This is a genomic window from Pseudomonas lyxosi (genome assembly GCF_047758685.1).
Taxonomy (GTDB): Bacteria; Pseudomonadota; Gammaproteobacteria; order Pseudomonadales; family Pseudomonadaceae; genus Aquipseudomonas; species Aquipseudomonas lyxosi.
Map to the genome: position 1 here is coordinate 6,249,480 of NZ_CP180481.1, position 20,954 is coordinate 6,270,433.

A 20,954-nucleotide genomic window follows, 5' to 3' on the forward strand; every position below is an offset into this window, starting at 1 on the left:
AATCGCCACCCCGCCTCGTTGGCTGATCTGCCCCGCCCATGTTGACCTGTTCCGTACACCCGCTCCCCTATCGCGCCAACCCCGCCGAGTACTTCGCGGCGATTCGTCATGCCCCCGGTGCCGTGCTGCTCGACAGTGGCCGGCCGAGTGCCGAGCGTGGACGTTATGACCTGCTCAGTGCCTGGCCGCTGGAGCAAATAGCAGTATTGCCTGACGAAAGTGGCAGCGATTTCCTGCAACGCCTTCGCGACAATCTGACACGACTCGGTGAAGCGGCTGTTCCTTGCGACTTGCCCTTTGCTGGCGGCCTCATCGGTTACCTGAGCTACGACTTCGGTCGGCATCTGGAAAACCTGCCGAGTCAGGCGCAGGACGATCTGCAATTGCCCGACGCACGTTTCGGGCTGTACGACTGGGCGCTGATCAGCGATCACCAACTGAGTACAAGTCAGTTGGTCTTCCACCCGTCGCTGATCGACAGCGAACGTCGGCGTCTTATCACGCTATTCAGTGAGCCGACGGCTGAAGCAATCGAGTCTTTCAAGTTGAAAGCCCCGATGAAGGCCGACCTGAGCGCTGACGAGTATCGCCATGCGTTAGAACGCATTCAGCAGTACATCCAGGCCGGCGACTGTTACCAGGTCAATTTCGCCCAGCGTTTCCGCGCTCAGTGCCAAGGCGATCCATGGGCCGCATATTGCGCGTTGCGGGCGGCGTGCCCGACGCCGTTTTCCGGTTTTCAGAGCTTGCCCAACGGCGGTGCGGTACTGAGCCTGTCGCCAGAACGTTTCGTCAAAGTCAGCGAACGCCATGTGGAAACCCGCCCGATCAAAGGCACCCGCCCTCGCGGACTGACCGCTGCCGAAGATGCGGCAAACGCCGCCGAACTGCTGGCCAGCCCCAAGGACCGCGCGGAAAACCTGATGATCGTTGACCTGCTGCGCAACGACCTCGGCCGTACGTGCCGCATCGGTTCGGTGCGGGTGCCGGAGTTGTTCAGCCTGGAAAGTTACCCGAACGTACATCACCTGGTGAGCAGCGTCACCGGGGAACTGGCGGATGACCGGGACGCGCTGGACCTGATCGCCGGCAGCTTCCCTGGCGGCTCGATTACCGGTGCACCGAAAATTCGCGCGATGCAGATCATCGACGAGCTGGAGCCGACGCGTCGTGGGTTGTACTGCGGGTCTTTGCTGTATCTGGACGTGCGCGGCGAGATGGACAGTTCGATCGCGATTCGCAGTTTGCTGGTCAAGGATGGGCAGGTGTGCTGCTGGGGCGGTGGCGGGATCGTCGCGGATTCCGAGTGGCAGGCCGAGTATCAGGAATCGATTACCAAGGTAAAAGTACTGCTCGATACCCTGCAAAACCTCTGACTCTACGCTTGATCGTTCCCACGCTCCGCGTGGGAATGCAGCCCGGGACGCTCCGCGTCCCAAAGCGGACGCAGAGCGTCCATTGAGGCATTCCCACGCAGAGCGTGGGAACGATCAGCGGCGGCAATTACAGGCTCAACGCCCTGTTGGAAGCCTTGATGAATTCCTGCTTCAGCTCTTCAAAGCTGTGCACCGCCGGGAACTGCGGAAACTCGCGAATCACATTGTCCGGCGCATGGAACAGAATCCCCGCATCCGCCTCGCCCAACATCGTGGTGTCGTTGTAGGAATCCCCCGCCGCGATCACCCGGTAGTAGAGGCTCTTGAAGGCCAAAACCGACTGGCGCTTGGGATCTTTCTGACGCAACTGATAGCTCGTCACCCGCCCGGAATCGTCAGTAATCAGACGATGGCAGAGCAAGGTCGGGAAGCCCAGTTGACGCATCAGCGGCTGGGAAAACTCATAGAACGTGTCCGACAGAATCACCACCTGAAAGCGTTCACGCAGCCAGTTGACGAACTCGATGGCGCCGTCCAGCGGCTTGAGCGTGGCGATCACTTCCTGGATATCAGTGAGTTTCAAGCCGTGCTCGTCGAGAATCCGCAGACGCTGCTTCATCAGCACGTCGTAGTCGGGGATGTCCCGGGTGGTAGCCCTGAGGGACTCGATCCCGGTTTTTTCGGCGAAGGCGATCCAGATTTCCGGGACCAGTACACCTTCAAGATCCAGACAGGCAATTTCCACAAGACACTCCCATTTGTAGTGATTATTGAGTCGAGCGAGCAAAAGGACTGCCGAACTCTAGCGACTCAGGCTGACCGGTGCAACGCAGAGGGCGCGCCAGCGGCTGCAGGATTTTGTTACCATCAGACCCATATAGAGCGCCCAGCGCCACCGACCTGTAGGAAGCCGCCCTGATGAGCCCAACGTTCGACGTCGTGGAACTCGCCACGACCTATGCCAACAAATCCGCCCAGGACATCCTGAAACTCGCGTTCGCCGAGTTTGGCGATGACCTGTGGATATCTTTCAGCGGCGCCGAAGACGTGGTGCTGGTGGACATGGCCTGGAAGCTGAACAAGAACGTCAAAGTGTTCAGCCTCGACACCGGCCGCTTGCACCCCGAGACCTACCGCTTCATCGATCAGGTGCGCGAGCACTACAAGATCGACATCGAACTGGTGTCGCCGGACTACACCAAGCTCGAACCTTTCGTGAAGGAAAAAGGCCTGTTCAGTTTCTACAAGGACGGCCATGGCGAGTGCTGCGGCATCCGCAAGATCGAGCCGCTGCGTCGCAAGCTCTCGGGTGTGACGGCCTGGGCCACCGGTCAGCGCCGGGATCAGAGTCCTGGAACTCGCAGCGCCGTCGCAGTGCTGGAAATCGACACCGCGTTCTCCACCCCGGAACGCACCCTGTACAAATTCAACCCGCTGGCACAAATGACCAGCGAAGAGATCTGGGGTTACATCCGCATGCTGGAGCTGCCGTACAACAGCCTGCACGAACGCGGGTTCATCAGCATCGGCTGCGAGCCCTGCACCCGTCCGGTGTTGCCGAACCAGCACGAGCGCGAAGGTCGCTGGTGGTGGGAAGAAGCGACGCAGAAAGAATGCGGTCTGCATGCAGGCAACATCATCAGCAAATCCAAGGGATAACCTGAGTCTTGTGAGGATCTAAATGTAGGAGCGAGCCTGCTCGCGATAGCGGTGGGGCAGTCAACATCGATGTTGAATGTCCCACCGCTATCGCGAGCAGGCTCGCTCCCATAGGTTCTGTGACCCGCTTACAAAATGTGTACACACGAATGTCACCATAGGTGCCATTTGTGTGTGCACTTTTCATTTCTTCGCCTCAAAAAGTTACACGGCCCTGCCCCGACTTCCTCAGTCGACCTTTCGTACAAATCCCGCTGAAAAATAAATACCTGTTCAAACAGTCAATTTATATCGCCTTTATTTCAGTCACTTATCGCTTACCGATAACAAAACGAAATTAGCAGTGAAATTCATAGATCGCTGACTGGCATGGATCTGGCTTAAGTGCATACATGTTTTGTATACAATCATACCAAAACATACACACACTTTAGATCCGCAAGCGTGAAGCGCTCTATCCCGTACAGGCTGCAGATGCCCGTAACCAATGATGCTGACTGCCCGCGACGAAGATTTGTCGAGCCAACGCTCATGCACAGTCATCGCGACGCCAAGCTCGGAGCCTGCCGGAATGCGTACTAGCCTCTCCAATAACAACATCGCGCTGGATCTGCCCTCCTTCCCACCCACCTCAACCCCTCACGACCAAACGTTTCAAGAACCTGTCGTACTCAGCCCTCGCCTGCACAATAAGGATCTGGCGCCGACCAAGGCCGAAGGTAGCCTGGGCTGGGTGTGCTTCGTGGCGATCTGGTTCGTGCAACTGGCGATCCTCGCCTATGGCATGGAGATGGTGCGGCGCTACGAGGCATTCGCCGGGCCAGTGATTCTGTTGACCGTCGCCGCCCTCGCCGCGTGGATGTACTTTCAGGCCAACGCGACCATCGCCTGGTCGATCCGCGAGCCGCTCACCGGCGGCGAGATGTGGCGCAACATCTTTGCCGGGGGGGCGTTGTGGCTGTCGATCTACGGCACGCTGATCCTCAACTTCTGCGACTTCGCCCGTTCTTCGCCGTGCCGCAAGACCATCAAGGTCGGCAATTTCTGGGGCCTGCCGGTAAATATTCTGGTGTTCGCCAGCATCACCGTTCTGCTCTGCGGCGCGCAATTTCAGATCAATGGCCGGATTATCGAAAGCCCGACCGAGATCATTGCTTCGATTCCCAACACCTTCTTTCTGGTGCTCGGTTGCCTGGCCTTCCTGATCGTCACCGTGGCGGTGAACATCATGGCCAATTTCGTCGCCCCGGCCTTCGTGCTGAGCAACCTGGCGCCCAAATACCTGACATTCCGCCGTGCCGGCCTGATCAGCGCGACCATCGCGGTGCTGATCCTGCCGTGGAACCTCTACAATAGCCCGTTGGTGATCGTGTATTTCCTGTCCGGCCTCGGCGCCCTGCTCGGCCCGTTGTACGGCGTGATCATGGTCGACTACTGGCTCGTACGAAAAGGTCAGGTCAACGTGCCGCAGTTGTACAGCGAAGACCCCAACGGCGCTTATTACTACAGCCGCGGAGTCAATTTACGCGCCGTCGCGGCGTTCATTCCTGCAGCGTTGATCGCCATTGTCCTGGCACTGGTACCGGGCTTCGACAGCGTATCGCCCTTCTCCTGGCTGATTGGTGCCGGGATTGCCGGGATGCTCTACCTGATCATCGCCAAACGGCAGCCCCACTACGCAGACGTCAGCGGCGAAACCATCGCCGTCGATAACGTCAGCCATTAATCCCCTGGCGGCCCGGCACCGTAGGGCCGCAGAACCACCCGCTATAAGGACTTCACATGCGAATTCTCGTGGTCAACGTCAACACCACCGAATCCATCACCCAGGCCATCGCACGTTCGGCTTAGGCCGTGGCCGCGCAGGGAACAGAAATCATCGGCCTGACGCCCTACTTCGGTGCTGACTCCATCGAAGGCAATTTCGAAAGTTATCTGGCCGCTATCGCGGTGATGGATCGGGTGATGTCCTACGACCAACCCTTCGATGCCGTGATCCAGGCCGGTTACGGCGAACACGGCCGCGAAGGCTTGCAGGAGTTGCTCAACGTGCCGGTGGTGGACATCACCGATGCGGCAGCCAGCACCGCCATGTTCCTCGGCCATGCTTACTCGGTGGTCACCACGCTGGACCGCACCGTCCCACTGATCGAGGATCGCCTCAAACTGTCCGGACTCTGGGACCGTTGCGCATCGGTGCGGGCCAGTGGTTTGGCGGTGCTGGAACTGGAATCCGATCCTGAGCGTGCACTGGAGGCAATTATTCGTCAGGCGGAATTGGCCGTGCTTGAGGACAAGGCCGAGGTGATTTGCCTGGGCTGCGGCGGCATGGCCGGGCTGGATGAACAGATTCGTCAGCGCACTGGCGTGCCGGTGGTGGATGGAGTGACGGCGGCGGTGACGATTGCCGAGTCGTTGGTGCGGTTGGGGTTGTCCACTTCCAAAGTGCGGACTTATGCGACGCCGCGGCCGAAGAAAATTATTGGCTGGCCGGGGCGTTTTGGCAGGTAGACCGCGTTATCGTTCATCGCGAGCAAGCTCGGCTCCCACAGGTTATGCGCGGTTCCACAATTATGTAAACGACGCAAAACCTGTGGGAGCCGAGCTTGCTCGCGATGGCCGCGCCTCGGTTTTGAAGCTGGCTCAGAGCGCACTAAACCGCTGCCCCAACCCCTGCTCCGCAAACTGCTCAATGATGAAATCCACAAACGCCCGGGTCTTGCCGGGCAGCAGTTTGTGCTCCGCGTAATAGATCGAAATGTTGCCATCGTCGACAAACCAGTCCGGCAACACCCGCTGCAAGGTCCCGGCCTCCAGATAGCCCACGGCAAACGGCATGCTCACCAGCGCAATGCCCAACCCTTGGGCGGCCGTGGCGCAGGCCGCCTCCGAATCACTCATGGTCATCCGCGTCTTGAGCGTCAGCGGGCTGTGTTGCTGGGTGCGACTGGTCAATTGCCAGGAACGCACACGCCCCGTCTGTGGCGATCGAATCAGGATGCCATCGTGATGCTTCAGATCGTCGGGCTCGGCAATCACCTCACGCCTCGCAAGGTAGTCAGCTGACGCGACCAGCACCCGATGGGCCGGTGTCAGCTTGCGTGCCACCACCCCCTGCGGCAGCTCGAATCCCCCACCAATCGCCGCATCGAAACCCTGAGCAATCAGATCGACCTGACGATTATCGAAGTGCCAGTCCGGGTTGATCGCCGGAAAGCGCCGCAGAAACTCCCCGAGCAACGGCACAATGTACAAACGCCCGAAAACCGTGCCCATGCTGACCTTCAACGTCCCCGCTGGTAGCCCCTCGGCGCTGGCCAGATTGGCCACGGCATTCTGGATCGTGTGAAGACTGGAACTCACTTCGCCGAGAAACCGATGACCCGCTTCAGTGAGTGTCAAGCTGCGAGTGCTGCGCTGAAACAGCCGCACACCCAGTCGCGCCTCAAGTTTGGCAACACTCTTGCCCACCGCCGCCGGGGTCAGACTCAGACGGCGCGCGGCTTCGGCGAAGCTGCCGACCTCGGCACTGCGCACGAAGCATTCGATACTGCTGAAGGTTTCCATAAGCGCCACTATAAACTTTTGGTTTACACAGACTATCGCAATTACCGTCTACACAGCCGGTAATCCTGAATCGATACTAGGCTCCATCAACCGAGACATCTCGCCTCGGGACTTTGGAGATCGATATGACTACTCAGAACCTCAGCGGCAAAGTGGCTTTGATTCAAGGCGGATCCCGCGGTATCGGTGCCGCCATTGTCAAACGCCTGGCTGCTGAAGGCGCGACAGTCGCCTTCACCTACGTCAGCTCCACGGCCAAAGCCGAAGAATTGCAAAACAGCATCACCGGCAACGGCGGCAAAGCCCTCGCGATCAAGGCTGACAGCGCCGATGCCGAGGCCATCCGCAACGCGGTGACCGCCACTGTAAAAGCCTTTGGTCGCCTGGACATTCTGGTCAACAACGCTGGCGTGCTGGCCGTTGCCCCCTTGGAAGACTTCAAACTCGAAGACTTCGACCAGACCCTCGCGATCAACGTGCGCAGCGTATTCATCGCCACCCAGGCCGCCGCCAAACACATGACCGAAGGCGGTCGCATCATCAACATCGGCAGCACCAACGCCGACCGCATGCCCTTCGCCGGTGGTGGCCCGTACGCCATGAGCAAGTCGGCGCTGGTCGGCCTGACCAAAGGCCTGGCTCGCGACCTCGGCCCGCGCGGCATCACCATCAACAACGTGCAGCCGGGCCCGGTCGACACTGACATGAACCCGGCCAGTGGTGACTTCGCCGAAAGCCTGATCCCGTTGATGGCGGTGGGTCGTTACGGCAAAGCGGAAGAAATCGCCAGCTTCGTCGCCTACCTCGTCGGTCCCGAAGCCGGCTACATCACCGGTGCCAGCCTGACCATCGACGGTGGTTTCGGCGCCTGATGTTCTGACTCACGCATAAAAAAACGCCGGCAACCCTGATCAGGTTGCCAGCGTTTTCATGTACGCAGCTTTAAGCCCATTCGAGGGCTGGCAAACCGCAAGCGCTCGGTTTGAACGCTTTCAGCGTACGAAGAATGCCGTCGGCGTGTGCGTATTTTTCATCAGCCATCGCCGCATCCGGGATCGCAATCGCGGTCATCCCCGCCGCTTTCGCCGCCGTGACACCGAACGGCGAATCCTCGAACACCAGGCAATCCTCAGGCGCAACACCCAAGCGCCGCGCCGCCGTGAGGAAAATGTCCGGCGCCGGTTTGGCTGCGCCGACTTCCGGATCGTCAGCCGTCACGATGAAATCGAACAGCGCGAACCAGTCGCGGTGCAAGGTGGTTTTCTGGCCGAACGACTGACGCGAAGAGCTGGTGCCCACCGCGATCGGAATGTTATTGGCCTTCAGATGCCGAACCAGCTCCTGTGCGCCAGGCATCGCCAGTGCTGTAGGAAAACGCTCGCGCATCAGTGGTTCGCGGATCACCAGGAACTCTTCGGCGGTAATCGGCAGGTCCAGCGCCTTGACCACATAACGCGCCAGATCACCCGCGCCACGGCCGATGATGTTCTGTTTGACGCTCCAGTCGAAGACCCGACCGTAACGCGCGGCAATCATGGACGTGACTTCGGTGTAAATGCCCTCGGTGTCCAGCAACAAGCCGTCCATATCGAATATCACGGCCTTGATCGGGCCGAATTCATTCAGTGGTGCATTCATCGCATCTGATCCGTTTTCTAATGACATCCCAGAGGCGGCTCAGGTACGGCCGGGTCCGCGATCGATTAAAGGATTCAGCAGCATAGCGAGCGCGGCAGGCATAGGGCAACGGGCAATGCCTGAACGGTACTAAAACCTGCGCCAAAGTGCTCTTCGTCATTTAGCGATTTCCCCTACACCAAACACTTACTTTCCCGACTTCTTTCCCCGCCGATCCCACGCAAAGTCTCGCGCTCTGAATTGATCCGCGCGAGGGACTGCGAATGTTCGTACCTGACAAGGTCCTGGCCTTGAACAACACCATCGGGCTGCTGGTGGTCGCCGCCATGGACCCTGACCAGCCGAATGTCGAAGCACTGCTCGATGACTTTCGACTGTGCCTGAATGACTACGACGCCTGGGCTGAAAGTTTCTGGACCGGCAAGGCCCTGGATGTCGAGCAAGTGTTCAAGGTCGGCAATGAAGTCCGTCTAAGCGCGCCGAAGTATTCGACCACGCCTGTCAGTGCGACAGTCGCCGCGTGCCCGGCCAGTGGTCCGTTGACCCTGGTGCATATGTTTGAGGCAGCGCGTTTCGTGCCGATCGGCAATACGCCGGTGATGCTTGAACCTTTGATTTCCGATGTGGCGGGTGTACAGACGTTTGGCGAGCCGATCTACGACGAGATCGGCCCCAGCGGCATCCTGGAAATCCCCGATTGCCCGCGCGGCCAGCGTTATCGCATCACGTTCTTTCCCGATGTATCCGCTGATCACGTCAAAGCACTTTACGCCTCCTATCAGGGCGTCATCGGTGAGCTGGAACGCTGGTTGCGCAACGAATGGACGACCGAGTTCGAGCCATCGTGGGCCGGTTTCTCACAGGCCGGTTTCATCAAGCGCTACGGCATGCTGCAACAAGCCGATTGGCGCGGCTTCGAGAACTCGCTGAACGGTTTGTGGGATGACGTGAAGCAGATTTATGCCCTGATCGCGGACCTGCAGGCCAACAGCGAAAAACTCCTGGAATACCTGACCCAATCCGAGCTTGAAACGCTGCTGAACGCTTCGGCGGAGTCCATCGCCAAGGTGTTGCTGATGCTGAGCGACGAGCCGTTGATGTTCATTCATCTCGCGGCGTTCACCAGTTGGCTGAGGATGCTGCCGCCGCAGTACATCGCCGAGGTTCTGGCGGAAATTCGTACGGAGATATTGATCAGTTTCCTGCTCATGTGCCTTACCGGTCCTGCGGGACTGGAATTGCGTCTGAGTGAGAAGGTGCTGTCCAGGATCAAGTCCCCGCAGACCCGGCAATGGCTGGCGGCCGCCAGTTTGCGATTGGCTGAGCTCACCGCCAGGTCCGACCTGACAGCCCACGCTGGCGCGCTCAAACCGCTGATGGTCAACGCCCGGAATGCACCGATCAAACCTGCGCCCGCCGTGTCGTTGCAAATCACCGCGGGTGTTGCGCCGGTTTTGTTGGTGAAGAATCCGGTGGCCATTGCTCGCGACAAATCCGAGGCCATGACCAGGATTGGCAGGCAGGAACATCGCGACGATGCCCCGGATCAAGCGAAAAACCCCAACGGTGACAGCGCCGATTGCGGACCGCTGACCTGTACCAATGGCTGTCCGGTATCGATGGTCACGGGCGAAGAACTGCTCACCCTGACCGATGGTTCACTGGACGGGATCCTGCCATTCGATTTCACCCGGCTCTACCGCACCAGTGCGGTGGAGATCGATTGCGGGCTCGGCTTCGGCTGGAGTCACTCCCTCGCGCATCACCTGGAAATCGATGGCGACACCGTCATCTGGATCGACCACGAAAACCGTCGTACGACCTTTCCGCAACCGAATATCGAGCGCCCGTCGATTCACAACAGCCTGTCGCGGGCTGCGATTTATCTAGGTGACGAGCCCGAAGAACTGATCCTCGTCCTGGCTGGCGAAAAATCGCGTTTTTTCCATTTTCGTGCAGGACGTCTGACGGCTATCAGCGATGCCTACGGCAATCGGCTGACGGTGCACCGGGACACTTCTGACAGGATCAAGCGCCTCGATAACGGCGCAGGGCGTTCCCTTCTGTTGCGCTATGAGCGCCGGCACATGGTCGCCGTCGAGTATCAGCATTTTCATCCGGCCGACACCCTGGAAGATTCCTGGCGTACCGAGCAAACACTGGTTGCCTACCGCTACGACGCTCGTCATCGCTTGATCGAAGCGACCAATGCCGCCGGCGAAAGCGAACGCTACGACTACGACGATCAGCACGTGATCCTGCAGCGGCAGTTGGCCGGCGGAGCAAGTTTCTACTGGGAGTGGGAACGTGCTGGTAAAGCGGCCCGGTGCGTGCGGCATTGGGCGACTTTTTCGCAGATGGACACGCGTTATGTCTGGGATGACAACGGCAGTGTGCTGGTTAAAAACGCCGACGGTAGCGAAGAGATTTACGAGCACGACGACCGGGCGCGGATGGTGCGCAAGGTCGAGCTGGACGGCGGCGAACACCTCAAGGCTTACGACGACAACGGTCGGCTGATTGCCGAGCAAGACCCGTTAGGCGCCGTAACCGAATACCGTTACGACGAAATCGGACGGTTGGTTGCGCTGATTCCGCCGGAAGACGAGCCGACGGCCTACGAATATCGCAACGGTTTCCTGCACGCACGGTTTCGCGGCAAAGCCGTCTGGAAATATCTGCGCAATGCGCAAGGCGACGTCACCGAGGCGACCGATCCTGACGGTCATGTCACCCACTATCACTACGATGAAAAAGGTCAGCTGCTGTCGATCCGTTACCCGGACACCAGTCGGCATGTCTTCGTCTGGAACGCCTTGGGACAACTGCTCGAAGAGACCTTGCCGGACGGTGGCCAGCGGCGGTTTTCCTACGAGGCGTTGGGCCGGCAGATTACCCGTCAGGATGAACACGACGCCGTCACGAAGTACCAATGGGATGCCGTTGGCCGACTGATCCAGACGACGCTTCCCACAGGCGCCAGCCGCGCGTTCAGCTACAACGCCTACGGCAAGATCACCGCCGACCGCGATGAGCTGGGCCGCGTCACCCGCTACGAATACGTCGACGACCTGCACCTGGTCAGCCGCCGGATCAATGCCGACGGCACCGAGCTGAAGTACCGCTACGACAACGCCCAGCTGTTACTCACGGAAATCGAAAACGAATCCGGTGAAAAATATTTCCTGGACTACACGCCTAATGGCTTGATCCGACAGGAAACCGGCTTCGACGGCCAACGCACGGCGTACACCTACGACCTCAACGGCCAGCTGCTGGAGAAAACCGAGTTCGGCGAGGACGATTCGCAGCTGGTGACGGCTTATCAGCGGGACTCAGCCGGGCGGTTGCTGGTCAAAACCCTGCCCGACGGCATCAAGGTTGAATACCGCTACGACAGCCTCGGCCGGCTGGTCAGCGTCGACGATGGCTACGACCATCCGCTGGAATTCGAGTACGACCAGCAAGACCGCCTGATCACCGAGCACCAAGGCTGGGGCACGTTGCGCTACGGCTATGACGCCTGTGGTCAGCTGAATCGCCTACGCCTACCGGACAACAGCAAACTCGACTACCACCACGCCAAGGGTGGCGCGCTGACGGCCATCGACCTCAACGGCACCCGACTGACGTCGCATACATTCTTCGCCGGGCGCGAACTAAACCGCCAACAAGGCCTGTTGCTCAGTGACTACCAATATGACAACCAGGGCCGTCTGAAAGCCCACGCTGTCAGCCAACACCTCCAACCGCTGTATCGCCGCGACTATGCCTACAGCACCAACGGCAACCTCGACTACATTGCCGACACGCGACACGGCCAACGCAGCTACCAATACGATCCACTCGACCGCCTGATCCGCGTCCGCCACTCCCGCGATCAACAACCGGAAAGCTTCGCCCACGACCCGGCGGGCAACCTGCTGATGCAGGATCGTCCCGGTCCGTCCACCGTCAAAGGCAATCGCCTGCTCATGCAAGGCGACCGCCATTACGACTACGACTCCTTTGGCAACCTGATCCGCGAGCGCCGTGGCACCGGGCAAAAACTCGTCACCGAGTACCGCTACGACTGCCAGCACCGCTTGATCGGCGTCACAACCCCGGACGGCCGTTGCTCCAGCTATCGCTACGACGCCTTCGGCCGCCGCATCAGCAAAACCGTCGACGGCAACACCACCGAGTTCTTCTGGCAAGGCGACCACCTCATCGCCGAAAGCAGCCGCGAGCATTACCGAAGCTACCTCTACGAACCCGGCACTTTCCGTCCGCTCGCCATGCTCGACGGCAAAGGCCCACACCAGGCCTGCCCGTTCTACTACCAGCTCGACCACCTCGGCACACCGCAAGAACTCACCGACTACAGCGGCGACATCATCTGGGCCGCCCGATACACAGCCTATGGCCGCCTGACTCGCCTCAACCGCGACACTCATCAGGTGCTTGATCAGCCGTTGAGGTTTCAGGGGCAGTATTTCGATGCGGAGACGGGCCTGCATTACAACCGGCATCGCTACTACAATCCGGATGTTGGACGGTATTTGACGCCGGATCCGAGTAGGTTGGCGGGTGGGTTAAACGGGTATCAGTACACGCGGAACCCGACGGGGTGGGTAGATCCGCTGGGGTTGAGTGAGTGTCCGGGTGGGGATGGGTGTAAGAAGCCGTCGTTTGGGGATGAGGATCCGGCGGGGAAGTTGGGAGTTAATGAGGGGGAGCCCGGCGCTCCATCCACAAAACCAAAAAATCGGTACTTGTACCGCGGAGACTCCCGGGAAGACTGGGAGATTTTCGAAACGGGGTTTGAGCCCTTGGGAGACAGTATGGATCTCTACTTACATGCCTTGGATAATCGAAGCCCTCCCAGTTTTTTTGTCAGCACTTCAACCTCGGAAAAAGAGGCCATAAAGTTTGCAACGGGATATGGTTTTGATGATGGCTTCGTCTATGTAATAAAAAACATTCGCGGAATAGATGTGAATAAAAGGCTTGGCATGCTTTCGCCTCACCGCAAGGAGGTTGAAATTGCATTTCCAGGAGGAATAGACAGCCACGACATCCTCGGCGTTACCCCCGTCAACGCCGATGGTAGCTATAAGGGCTACTCAACCCCTAACCCGCGTAGGAAGTAATCATGAAAATAATAGAAATATCTATCAACGCCCACGGAGTCACTCAGAACGTCGCTATCGAATGCGATCGACAAAACCGGACCTTAACTTACATATTAGAAAACGGCTTAAGAAAAACATATACAGCCCATGATCTTTACGTATGCCTTGGACTATTACGAGCCGATTTTCCAGAAACAAAATTTTTATGCAAAGGGGCTAAACTCAACGTTTACCCATCACGCATGTCATCGCAAATGTCTGCTGGGGTAGTGGCATATGAACTACACATGGGAAAACCCGCTGAATCGGAAGATATTGTAAATATTTTCGACTATGAAGAAAACGAAATCACACAGGATATTCAACAACAAAGGGATTACTACAAGCGATGGATTGAGTCACTGACAGAATAAATCCGGCTTATATCTGCCTAAAATCACCCAACACAAAAAGGTCATTGATGGCGTTAAATGGCACGTGACCAAAGAACGATCTGATCACCTCATTCTATCCAGCGGGAGGTAAACCGTGAGGAAAGAAGATAAGAATGGCACTTTCAGAAGCTTGGCCTGGACTGGTGATTCAGAAAAACTCGTTGAACTACTCCACGCCAAACCCAAGCAGGAGATAAAATGGAAACCACAAAATTATCCATAGTCGTTGACGGCCATAAGGAGCAGGCACAACTGCAATATGATGCTGCGAAAATATTTATAACCTTCACAATGAAAAATGGTTTCCGTAAAAAATATGAAGGCGAAGATCTCTACTTATGCCTAGCAAAAATCAGACATGATCTTCCACATATAAAATTTCTATGCAAAGGTTCAAAACTTAATGTAACCCCATCCACAATGTGCTCTCAAATGAGTGGTGGATTCGTCGCATACGAACTAACAATGGGAAAATCCGCAACATTCAACGACATAGTTCACATATTCAATTACGAGGAAAATGATATTGCACAAACATTGGAAGAACAGAAAGAATTTTATAAAACCTGGATACAATCGCTGAATACGAAATAATCAAAAAAGTCAAAGGAACAGAGCTATTTATTATGTGCATCGAGCTAAGCGCTCTAACCGCCGCTCAAAATATAATCAACAAGGATTATTCTCAGCGGTCAAAATCCATCTTGGCGCCACGAAAGCCCAGCAATTTGCTGGGCTTCAAAGTGAGATACCTAACAACTTAACCACCCGAACTACCGGATCCTCCAGACCCACTCCCAGAACCGCTCCCACTCGAACCTCCACCACTCATCGCCCCGCTTCCCTTCTCCGGGCTGGTGCTACTTCCGTTTGCATCACCACCATTCCCACCCTTAATAGTGCCTGGCGGCAACGCATTCCCGTCCGCTGAGCCCGCATTCATTTCAGAATAAGGCGGCATCCCGCCCTTATCCACAGGTGCATCGTTGCCGGAGGACTGAGCAAACGCCGACATTGAGGCGGCCAACAACACGCCGATCACCGTCAGGGTCGTCAATTTGGACCTGATCATGGTGTATCTCCTTTAACAAGGTGCGTACCTGAATTCTGGCAGCCATCGCTTTTTAAAGGTGCCGCACAATCGACGAGCGGCGCTGCGCCACCGCGTATGTTCAGCTCGGTTCGTTTGAGCCGTCTTCACCGGCAATGTCCGGGTCATCAGGGTGAGCTTCAACATCCCCGCGCTTCACTTCATCAGACGGCAACTGCTCTACAGCAGAGTCGTCATCAGGCGGACGTTGATCACGACTCAGGGGATCGGTCGGTGAAGGCAACGGATATTCGGGGGTATCGTCGATGTCGGAGTCTTTCGGATCAGCGTTCATAAGGCACCTCTCGTGGGGCCTGAAAAAAGCAGGCCCTGAAGTTTCGAGGATTGCGCCCTGCATTGCGTTCGATCAGAGAGACGATCGGTCGAATCGCAAAGCAGGATCAATCCTCGTCCTCATCCTCTTCCTCGTCTTCGAACTCGATATTTCCGACATCGCCCGCATCATCGGAATCATTGAGCGGCACCGTTGCGTCATCCATCAACGAGCCTGGGTCTTCGTTTCCTGGATCGTTAATGAACGGAAGCCCGCTTGGGCCTTTTTCTTCCTTGCCTTCGGTTTCAGGAGTCATGGCATGCCTCACAACGTTCTAGGGTGTATGGAGTTCGAGGCGGCCTACGACCAAACGTTCCAGAGTCCTACACCAGAAACGAAAAACCCGGCGCTTGGCCGGGTTTCTGCTGTGACTCAATGAAGAATCAGTGATGTTTGTTTCTGTGCTTATTTTTATGCTTATGCTTGTGGCCGTTACCGGAGTGCGAACTGCCGCTGTCGCTACCCAAGTTGTTGCCGACTGCCCCACCCGCCGCGCCGCCCAGGCCTGCGCCAATGGTCGAACCGGTAGAACCGCCGAGGCTATTGCCGATCACCGAGCCACCAGCCGACCCCAAACCACCACCAATCGCCGCTTCTGTGCGACTGCCTTTGTTCGCGCCGACCGCGCTACCTGCCGCGCCGCCTACACCGGCGCCAATCGCGGCACCCGTGCTGCCGCCCATTTGCTGGCCGACCACGTTACCTAGCGCACCGCCAATACCACCGCCAACTGCAGCGGTGCCGTCACCGGCTGCCATTGCACCTTGAGCGACCAAAAGTCCCAGAACCAACGTGGACAATGTCAAACGCATGATATGAACCTCTAAATTCCGTATCGGGGGTAAGAGAACGCGTTACGGATGGCGTCAGTCTAGCTTTTTCATCACGCCAGCGCTGATCGTTGGACAACGATAGAGTCAAAGAGCGTGAAGAAGAAATATCCAGATACGAAAAGCCCGGCATCAAGCCGGGCTTTTTGAGCTGATCGATCAGGATCAGTGACGCTTGTGACCTTTGGCCAGGTTGCTGCCGACGCCGCCGCCCAATGCGCCGCCCAAGCCTGCGCCGATGGTGGAACCGGTCTTGCCGCCCAGGCTGTTACCGATCACCGAACCACCGGCCGCGCCAACACCACCGCCAATGGCGGCTTTAGTGCGGCTGCCTTTGCGTGCTGCAACAGCACTGCCGGCCGCGCCCGCTACACCAGCACCAATCGCGGCACCGGTGCTGCCACCCATGCTCTGGCCGACCACATTACCCAGCGCGCCACCCAAACCACCACCGATGGCGGCAGTACCATCACCCGCAGCCATCGCACCTTGAGCAACCAAAAGCCCCAGAACCAAAGCAGGCAGTGTTAAACGCATGACAAGAACCTCAAAAAAGGGGGTAACCGAAAGGGACGAGATTGAATGCTTTAGAGGAGACAAAGTCCAGACACGCACGGGTACAACCTCGCAATAGGCGACGGTTGGACAGCGTTTTTAGAAAAGGTTTTATGACAGGCAAAAAAAAGCCCGCTGGGGAACGGGCCAGGTACTGCTTTCTAACGGATGAGTTGAGCCTACGTAGGTAGGTGTGAAAAGTTTGTGAAAAAAAACACCAACAGCGGGATGTGCATCTGTAGTCCAAATCCCAACAGCCGACCTTGTGAAAATAAAAACCCCGCTCAATGGCGGGGGGTGTTCGGTTTACTGTTACTTCCTGGAAGACGGCATCCTCTTGGGCAAGAATTTCGCCTTTTCGGTTCGGGGCGCCTTGGATTTCAATTTGGCGACCTGGGTCCGGTCTTCACCAAAGCCAGACACATACTCCGCTTGACCACACTGCACGCAATTGTTGATCGGAAACTCAGACCCGTCGTCTTCGATATACGAATCAGCCATACCTTTCCCCTCTCAAAAAAGGGTCGACACCGGCAAGCCCTATTTGCCTGAAAAATATCGACCTTCAACGCGTTTGAGACTAGTCAGTCATTACCGGACTTGTAGTTCAGATTATTGCGTCCCCGACGAACGGACTCGTGACCACATTCACCTCAACTTGACCGCCGTCCCGGTCACAAACACCACCACCATCCCGCCCTTCCCGGCCGGCATGCTGATCTCATAATCAAGCCCCACCACCGCATCAGCTTGAAGTGCCCGCGCCCGCTCCTTTAACTCGTCGGTGGCCTGAATCCGTGCTTCCTTCAACGCCCGCTCCAATGTCTGAGAGCGCCCACCGAAAAAATCCCGCATCCCGGCGAACATATCGCGGATCACGTTGACACCCTGCACCGACTCGGCACTGACGATGTCCAGATAGGCGGTGATTTGTCGGCCTTCGATGGTGTGGGTTGTGGTGGTGATCATTCAATTTCCTTCTTCATGGTCCGGGGGTAATTACTCAAGGCAACCTGGACAGGTGTTGAGCCAACGCATCAAACGCCGGCAAGGTCACCGGATCATTAGCCGAGTTACTGGCGACCGGATGGGAGGCGTAGCGAACAATCACCATTTCGGCTTTCGGGTCGACATAAATGCGCTGCCCATGGACCCCGCGCGCCATGAAGGCTCCGCCCTCTTTGTTGGTCACCCACCACATTGAACGGTAGCTCCAACCCTTCAACAAATCGTAACCCGCCTGGGCGAATGCCTGCTTGTCGCCGCCGCGACGGAGGTCGTCAACCACCGCTTTGGGCACGATTTGCTGACCGTTGAACTGGCCGTCATTACGCAACATCTCGCCAAATCGTGCCAGGTCACGCAAACCGGTGTTCAAACCGCCGCCGGCAAATGGGGTGCCAATGGAGTCCACCGTGAAATAGGCGTCCTGCTCAGCACCCAAACGACTCCAGATACGTTCCGACAACAACTGTGCGACGTTGCGACCGGTCGCTCGAGCGATGATCCAGCCTAGTTTTGCGGGGTCGCTGGCTATGGCATCGGGGAAAGTTTTATTCGTGGATGCAGTGGCGAATAAAGAGACGGTACTTATCAGCGCGGCGGTGAGGGAAATAGCTATGCGGCGGGAAGCGGCGCGAGGGTGAGGCATAGTGTCGATTCCAATCGAGGGGTTTGGGCAGTCCAACAGGTTAGAGCAGCTTGACCAACACAGTTGTGACAGTGGCCACCGTGCCAATCAACCCAGTCGCCACAGCCACCGGATACCAAAAAGTTTCACGGGTCATCTTCCCGGCCTCGGCGTTCAGCTTGCGCTGCTCAGCCATCAGCTTGACGATCTCCACGTGAACCTTTTCCAGTTCGGTCTGTTCCATGGTGAATTCCTGCATAACGTGCGTTCGTCCTTCCAGATAATCGGCCGCGTCATGTGCCTTGCCGTTGATTCATTTTGCCCCCTAAAGGCGCAAAGCGAATACCCCTCACGAAACGGCTCGTGTCAGGTGCTGAAACCTATGAACGCACCCAACTACCTGGCTTTCCAGCATTACTTCCCACATGCCTATCACCCGTCCTCCATGAATTTCGGAAGCGCCTTCGCCGATGGGCTTGGGTCAATAACATTGCCATCCACGAAATCCCGACGCCAGAAACCACAAAACCCCTGACTTCTTTCGAAATCAGGGGTTTTGGTTACATCGAATTTGGCGGTGAAGGAGAGATTCGAACTCTCGATACAATTTCTTGTATACACACTTTCCAGGCGTGCTCCTTAAGCCACTCGGACACTTCACCGTATCTCGTCAAACATGTTCTGTCTGTCGAGGCGCGCTAATGTAGTCGAAAGCTTTTCTGATGGCAAACTTTTTTTGCAGAATTTTCATGCGCTTAGCGTTTCAGTCGCTCTGGCGGTTTCCGGGCCATGGCAAACCCGCCAATCTCCGGCTTCGCGCCCTCCTCTATATAGAGGGGAATGCGCGGCCGGTGTGGCGGGCGACGCTTGCCGGGCGGGGGAAGGGTGACTGGGCGGTCAGTCACGGCGCTTTACCTGGCCTGCGGCGGTGGGTAACGTCTGCCCTACTTTATTGAAAGGAATAGCGTCATGAGTGAGTTGATTTCCTACCATCTCGAAGACGGTATCGCGACCCTGACCTTGAGCAATGGCAAGGTCAATGCCATCTCTCCGGACGTGATTGCTGCGTTTAACGCCGCGCTGGATCAGGCGGTGACTGATCGTGCGGTGGTGATCATTACCGGTACGCCCGGGATGCTGTCGGGCGGTTATGACTTGAAGGTGATGACCTCCGGTCCTAAAGAAGCCGTGGCGCTAGTGACCGCCGGTTCGACCCTGGCCCGTCGTCTGTTGGCGCACCCGTTCCCCGTGATCGTGGCGTGCCCTGGGCATGCGGTGGCCAAGGGCGCGTTCCTGCTGTTGTCGGTGGATTACCGCATTGGTGTCGACGGCCCGTTCACCATTGGCCTGAACGAAGTGCAGATCGGCATGACCATGCACCACGCCGGTATCGAGCTGGCCCGTGATCGTCTGCGCAAGTCGGCGTTCCACCGTTCGGTGATCAATGCCGAGATGTTTAATCCGCAGAGTGCCGTGGATGCCGGTTTCCTCGACCTGGTGGTGTCGGCCGAAGAGTTGCAAGACGCGGCGCTGGCGGCGGCTCGTCAGTTGAAGAAAATCAACATGACCGCTCACAAGAACACCAAGCTCAAAGTGCGCAAAGCGCTGCTGGAGAGGCTGGACAACGCGATCATCCAGGATCAGGATTTTTTGGTTTAAACCCAAACGTCCCGCACCGAAAAGCCCGACCGTCGTGTCGGGCTTTTTCTTACGCGCTCCGTTGAAAAGCCTACAACCGCTCTAGATCGCGTCTGACCCATAAGTCGGAAACATGCGCTCAAACATCGCCTATCTCCCACCTCTATAGCGGCAATTGCCGAAAACAGTGCACATCCGTACACTGCGCCACCTTTTGTCCCGGTGGGGCCTGTAAATGCTGTTTGTGTTTCGTATGTTATTGATGGGCTTGCACTTTATTCTGGCCGGCGTGCTTGGGGTGATTCTCGGCCTGTGCCGACCATTTAATCCGGACAACAGCCGTTTGTGCGCGCGTCTTTATGCATGGCCGGCGATGTGCATTTTGCGTCTGCGGGTGAAGGCTGACGTCGGGCCGCTGATGGACAAACCCGACAGTTGCGTGATCATCGCCAACCACCAGTCCAACTATGATCTGTTTGTGTTCGGCAACGTGGTGCCCCGCCGCACCGTGTGTATCGGCAAGAAGAGTCTGAAGTGGGTGCCGCTGTTTGGTCAGTTGTTCTGGCTGGCGGGCAATGTGCTGATCGATCGTGGCAATGCGCAGAAAGCGCGCCATTCGATGCTGACCACTACCCACACGCTGCAGAATGAAGACACGTCGATCTGGGTCTTCCCGGAAGGCACGCGCAACCTGGGCGAAGAGTTGCTGCCGTTCAAGAAAGGCGCCTTTCAAATGGCCATTGCCGCCGGCGTGCCGATTGTTCCTGTGTGCGTCAGCAGTTACGTTAAACACATGCGATTGAACCGTTGGCGCAGTGGGAAGATTCTGATCCGCTCGTTACCGGCAATTCCTACGGCTGGATTGAGCCTGGATGACATGCCGCTGCTGATTGCCCAGTGCCGCGAGCAGATGCGCGAGTGCATCGCTTCGATGGATCGGCAACTGCAAGCCGCGTAAAAAAAACCCGCCTTGTGCGGGTTTTCTTTTGCCCGCGAGCTTTTGCCTACGAACTCCGCAGATTTCACTGACTCTCAAGCAGTAGACAGGGCTAAGCTGGAGACTGCCTGCCACTGCCATCTTTGCTAATA

18 protein-coding genes, 1 tRNA gene and 2 pseudogenes are annotated in these 20,954 nt (G+C 57.2%); 10 read left to right on the forward strand and 11 right to left on the reverse strand.

Annotated elements, in window-relative coordinates:
* Positions 1-38 precede the first annotated feature (38 nt).
* Positions 39-1,376 carry an aminodeoxychorismate synthase component I gene (gene pabB / locus ACMXYI_RS28650; RefSeq protein ID WP_415770378.1) on the forward strand — a complete coding sequence of 446 codons (1,338 nt, stop codon included), beginning with the start codon at positions 39-41 and terminating at the stop codon, positions 1,374-1,376.
* 127 nt (positions 1,377-1,503) lie between these two features.
* On the opposite strand, the gene thrH is transcribed toward pabB, so the two are convergent.
* On the reverse strand, positions 1,504-2,121 hold the full coding sequence (gene thrH / locus ACMXYI_RS28655) for a bifunctional phosphoserine phosphatase/homoserine phosphotransferase ThrH (RefSeq protein ID WP_056744191.1): 618 nt from the start codon (positions 2,119-2,121) through the stop codon (positions 1,504-1,506).
* Positions 2,122-2,294: 173 nt separating this feature from the next.
* On the opposite strand from thrH, the gene ACMXYI_RS28660 reads away from it, so the two are divergent.
* The 3 genes and pseudogenes from ACMXYI_RS28660 to ACMXYI_RS28670 all read left to right on the forward strand — a co-directional run bounded on the left by ACMXYI_RS28660 (position 2,295) and on the right by ACMXYI_RS28670 (position 5,546).
* A complete protein-coding gene (locus ACMXYI_RS28660; RefSeq protein WP_077430595.1) occupies positions 2,295-3,035 on the forward strand; it encodes a phosphoadenylyl-sulfate reductase in 741 nt (246 codons plus the stop codon).
* Between the two features lie 571 nt (positions 3,036-3,606).
* Positions 3,607-4,761 (forward strand): cytosine permease, encoded by a 1,155-nt coding sequence (locus ACMXYI_RS28665; protein WP_415770379.1) that lies wholly within the window; start codon positions 3,607-3,609, stop codon positions 4,759-4,761.
* 56 nt (positions 4,762-4,817) lie between these two features.
* Positions 4,818-5,546: pseudogene (locus ACMXYI_RS28670) on the forward strand (aspartate/glutamate racemase family protein).
* Positions 5,547-5,678: 132 nt separating this feature from the next.
* Here ACMXYI_RS28670 and ACMXYI_RS28675 read toward each other — a convergent pair.
* Positions 5,679-6,602, reverse strand: coding sequence for a LysR family transcriptional regulator (locus ACMXYI_RS28675; protein WP_415770381.1), 924 nt, complete (start codon positions 6,600-6,602; stop codon positions 5,679-5,681).
* 125 nt (positions 6,603-6,727) lie between these two features.
* On the opposite strand from ACMXYI_RS28675, the gene ACMXYI_RS28680 reads away from it, so the two are divergent.
* Positions 6,728-7,474, forward strand: coding sequence for a 3-oxoacyl-ACP reductase family protein (locus tag ACMXYI_RS28680; RefSeq protein WP_008146002.1), 747 nt, complete (start codon positions 6,728-6,730; stop codon positions 7,472-7,474).
* 70 nt (positions 7,475-7,544) lie between these two features.
* Here the strand turns inward: ACMXYI_RS28680 and ACMXYI_RS28685 are convergent, their stop codons facing one another.
* On the reverse strand, positions 7,545-8,240 hold the full coding sequence (locus ACMXYI_RS28685; RefSeq protein ID WP_415759818.1) for an HAD-IA family hydrolase: 696 nt from the start codon (positions 8,238-8,240) through the stop codon (positions 7,545-7,547).
* A gap of 263 nt (positions 8,241-8,503) precedes the next feature.
* Here ACMXYI_RS28685 and ACMXYI_RS28690 point away from each other — a divergent pair, with 263 nt between their 5' ends.
* The 3 genes from ACMXYI_RS28690 (at position 8,504) to ACMXYI_RS28700 (ending at position 14,382) form a co-directional block, all read left to right on the forward strand.
* Positions 8,504-13,372, forward strand: a complete 4,869-nt coding sequence (locus ACMXYI_RS28690; RefSeq protein WP_415770383.1) for an RHS repeat-associated core domain-containing protein — start codon at positions 8,504-8,506, stop codon at positions 13,370-13,372.
* A 2-nt stretch (positions 13,373-13,374) separates the two neighbouring features.
* Positions 13,375-13,767, forward strand: a complete 393-nt coding sequence (locus tag ACMXYI_RS28695; protein WP_415770385.1) for a hypothetical protein — start codon at positions 13,375-13,377, stop codon at positions 13,765-13,767.
* Between the two features lie 219 nt (positions 13,768-13,986).
* A complete protein-coding gene (locus tag ACMXYI_RS28700) occupies positions 13,987-14,382 on the forward strand; it encodes a hypothetical protein (protein WP_415770387.1) in 396 nt (131 codons plus the stop codon).
* Between the two features lie 578 nt (positions 14,383-14,960).
* Here ACMXYI_RS28700 and ACMXYI_RS28705 read toward each other — a convergent pair.
* From ACMXYI_RS28705 to ACMXYI_RS28740, 8 genes and pseudogenes are all read right to left on the reverse strand, one after another.
* On the reverse strand, positions 14,961-15,173 hold the full coding sequence (locus tag ACMXYI_RS28705) for a hypothetical protein (RefSeq protein WP_415770389.1): 213 nt from the start codon (positions 15,171-15,173) through the stop codon (positions 14,961-14,963).
* A 106-nt stretch (positions 15,174-15,279) separates the two neighbouring features.
* Positions 15,280-15,468, reverse strand: a complete 189-nt coding sequence (locus ACMXYI_RS28710; protein ID WP_046047922.1) for a hypothetical protein — start codon at positions 15,466-15,468, stop codon at positions 15,280-15,282.
* A 127-nt stretch (positions 15,469-15,595) separates the two neighbouring features.
* Positions 15,596-16,024 (reverse strand): glycine zipper domain-containing protein, encoded by a 429-nt coding sequence (locus tag ACMXYI_RS28715; RefSeq protein ID WP_415770391.1) that lies wholly within the window; start codon positions 16,022-16,024, stop codon positions 15,596-15,598.
* 183 nt (positions 16,025-16,207) lie between these two features.
* Positions 16,208-16,579, reverse strand: coding sequence for a hypothetical protein (locus ACMXYI_RS28720; RefSeq protein WP_059404653.1), 372 nt, complete (start codon positions 16,577-16,579; stop codon positions 16,208-16,210).
* Positions 16,580-17,245: 666 nt separating this feature from the next.
* Complete coding sequence (locus ACMXYI_RS28725; protein WP_095130296.1) at positions 17,246-17,566, reverse strand: YbjQ family protein; 321 nt, start codon at positions 17,564-17,566, stop codon at positions 17,246-17,248.
* 34 nt (positions 17,567-17,600) lie between these two features.
* Positions 17,601-18,113 (reverse strand): annotated as a pseudogene (locus tag ACMXYI_RS28730) (serine hydrolase domain-containing protein); the annotation flags it as partial.
* A gap of 175 nt (positions 18,114-18,288) precedes the next feature.
* Positions 18,289-18,471, reverse strand: a complete 183-nt coding sequence (locus tag ACMXYI_RS28735) for a hypothetical protein (protein ID WP_415770393.1) — start codon at positions 18,469-18,471, stop codon at positions 18,289-18,291.
* Positions 18,472-18,799: 328 nt separating this feature from the next.
* A tRNA-Ser gene (locus ACMXYI_RS28740) sits at positions 18,800-18,889 on the reverse strand.
* Positions 18,890-19,196: 307 nt separating this feature from the next.
* Here ACMXYI_RS28740 and ACMXYI_RS28745 point away from each other — a divergent pair.
* Together ACMXYI_RS28745 and ACMXYI_RS28750 are read left to right on the forward strand one after the other, a co-directional pair.
* Positions 19,197-19,886, forward strand: coding sequence for a crotonase/enoyl-CoA hydratase family protein (locus ACMXYI_RS28745; RefSeq protein ID WP_415770395.1), 690 nt, complete (start codon positions 19,197-19,199; stop codon positions 19,884-19,886).
* Between the two features lie 214 nt (positions 19,887-20,100).
* Positions 20,101-20,823: a 1-acylglycerol-3-phosphate O-acyltransferase gene (locus tag ACMXYI_RS28750; RefSeq protein WP_415770397.1), complete on the forward strand. Its 723-nt coding sequence runs from the start codon at positions 20,101-20,103 to the stop codon at positions 20,821-20,823.
* Positions 20,824-20,954 lie beyond the last annotated feature (131 nt).

Excerpts from the sequence above, each read along its gene's own strand:
- pabB (WP_415770378.1), top strand. The coding sequence starts at position 39 with ATGTTGACCTGTTCCGTACACCCGCTCCCCTATCGCGCCAACCCCGCC.
- ACMXYI_RS28660 (WP_077430595.1), top strand. The coding sequence starts at position 2,295 with ATGAGCCCAACGTTCGACGTCGTGGAACTCGCCACGACCTATGCCAAC.
- ACMXYI_RS28665 (WP_415770379.1), top strand. The coding sequence starts at position 3,607 with ATGCGTACTAGCCTCTCCAATAACAACATCGCGCTGGATCTGCCCTCC.
- ACMXYI_RS28675 (WP_415770381.1), bottom strand. The coding sequence starts at position 6,602 with ATGGAAACCTTCAGCAGTATCGAATGCTTCGTGCGCAGTGCCGAGGTC.
- ACMXYI_RS28680 (WP_008146002.1), top strand. The coding sequence starts at position 6,728 with ATGACTACTCAGAACCTCAGCGGCAAAGTGGCTTTGATTCAAGGCGGA.
- ACMXYI_RS28685 (WP_415759818.1), bottom strand. The coding sequence starts at position 8,240 with ATGAATGCACCACTGAATGAATTCGGCCCGATCAAGGCCGTGATATTC.
- ACMXYI_RS28690 (WP_415770383.1), top strand. The coding sequence starts at position 8,504 with ATGTTCGTACCTGACAAGGTCCTGGCCTTGAACAACACCATCGGGCTG.
- ACMXYI_RS28695 (WP_415770385.1), top strand. The coding sequence starts at position 13,375 with ATGAAAATAATAGAAATATCTATCAACGCCCACGGAGTCACTCAGAAC.
- ACMXYI_RS28700 (WP_415770387.1), top strand. The coding sequence starts at position 13,987 with ATGGAAACCACAAAATTATCCATAGTCGTTGACGGCCATAAGGAGCAG.
- ACMXYI_RS28705 (WP_415770389.1), bottom strand. The coding sequence starts at position 15,173 with ATGAACGCTGATCCGAAAGACTCCGACATCGACGATACCCCCGAATAT.
- ACMXYI_RS28710 (WP_046047922.1), bottom strand. The coding sequence starts at position 15,468 with ATGACTCCTGAAACCGAAGGCAAGGAAGAAAAAGGCCCAAGCGGGCTT.
- ACMXYI_RS28715 (WP_415770391.1), bottom strand. The coding sequence starts at position 16,024 with ATGCGTTTGACATTGTCCACGTTGGTTCTGGGACTTTTGGTCGCTCAA.
- ACMXYI_RS28720 (WP_059404653.1), bottom strand. The coding sequence starts at position 16,579 with ATGCGTTTAACACTGCCTGCTTTGGTTCTGGGGCTTTTGGTTGCTCAA.
- ACMXYI_RS28725 (WP_095130296.1), bottom strand. The coding sequence starts at position 17,566 with ATGATCACCACCACAACCCACACCATCGAAGGCCGACAAATCACCGCC.
- ACMXYI_RS28735 (WP_415770393.1), bottom strand. The coding sequence starts at position 18,471 with ATGGAACAGACCGAACTGGAAAAGGTTCACGTGGAGATCGTCAAGCTG.
- ACMXYI_RS28745 (WP_415770395.1), top strand. The coding sequence starts at position 19,197 with ATGAGTGAGTTGATTTCCTACCATCTCGAAGACGGTATCGCGACCCTG.
- ACMXYI_RS28750 (WP_415770397.1), top strand. The coding sequence starts at position 20,101 with ATGCTGTTTGTGTTTCGTATGTTATTGATGGGCTTGCACTTTATTCTG.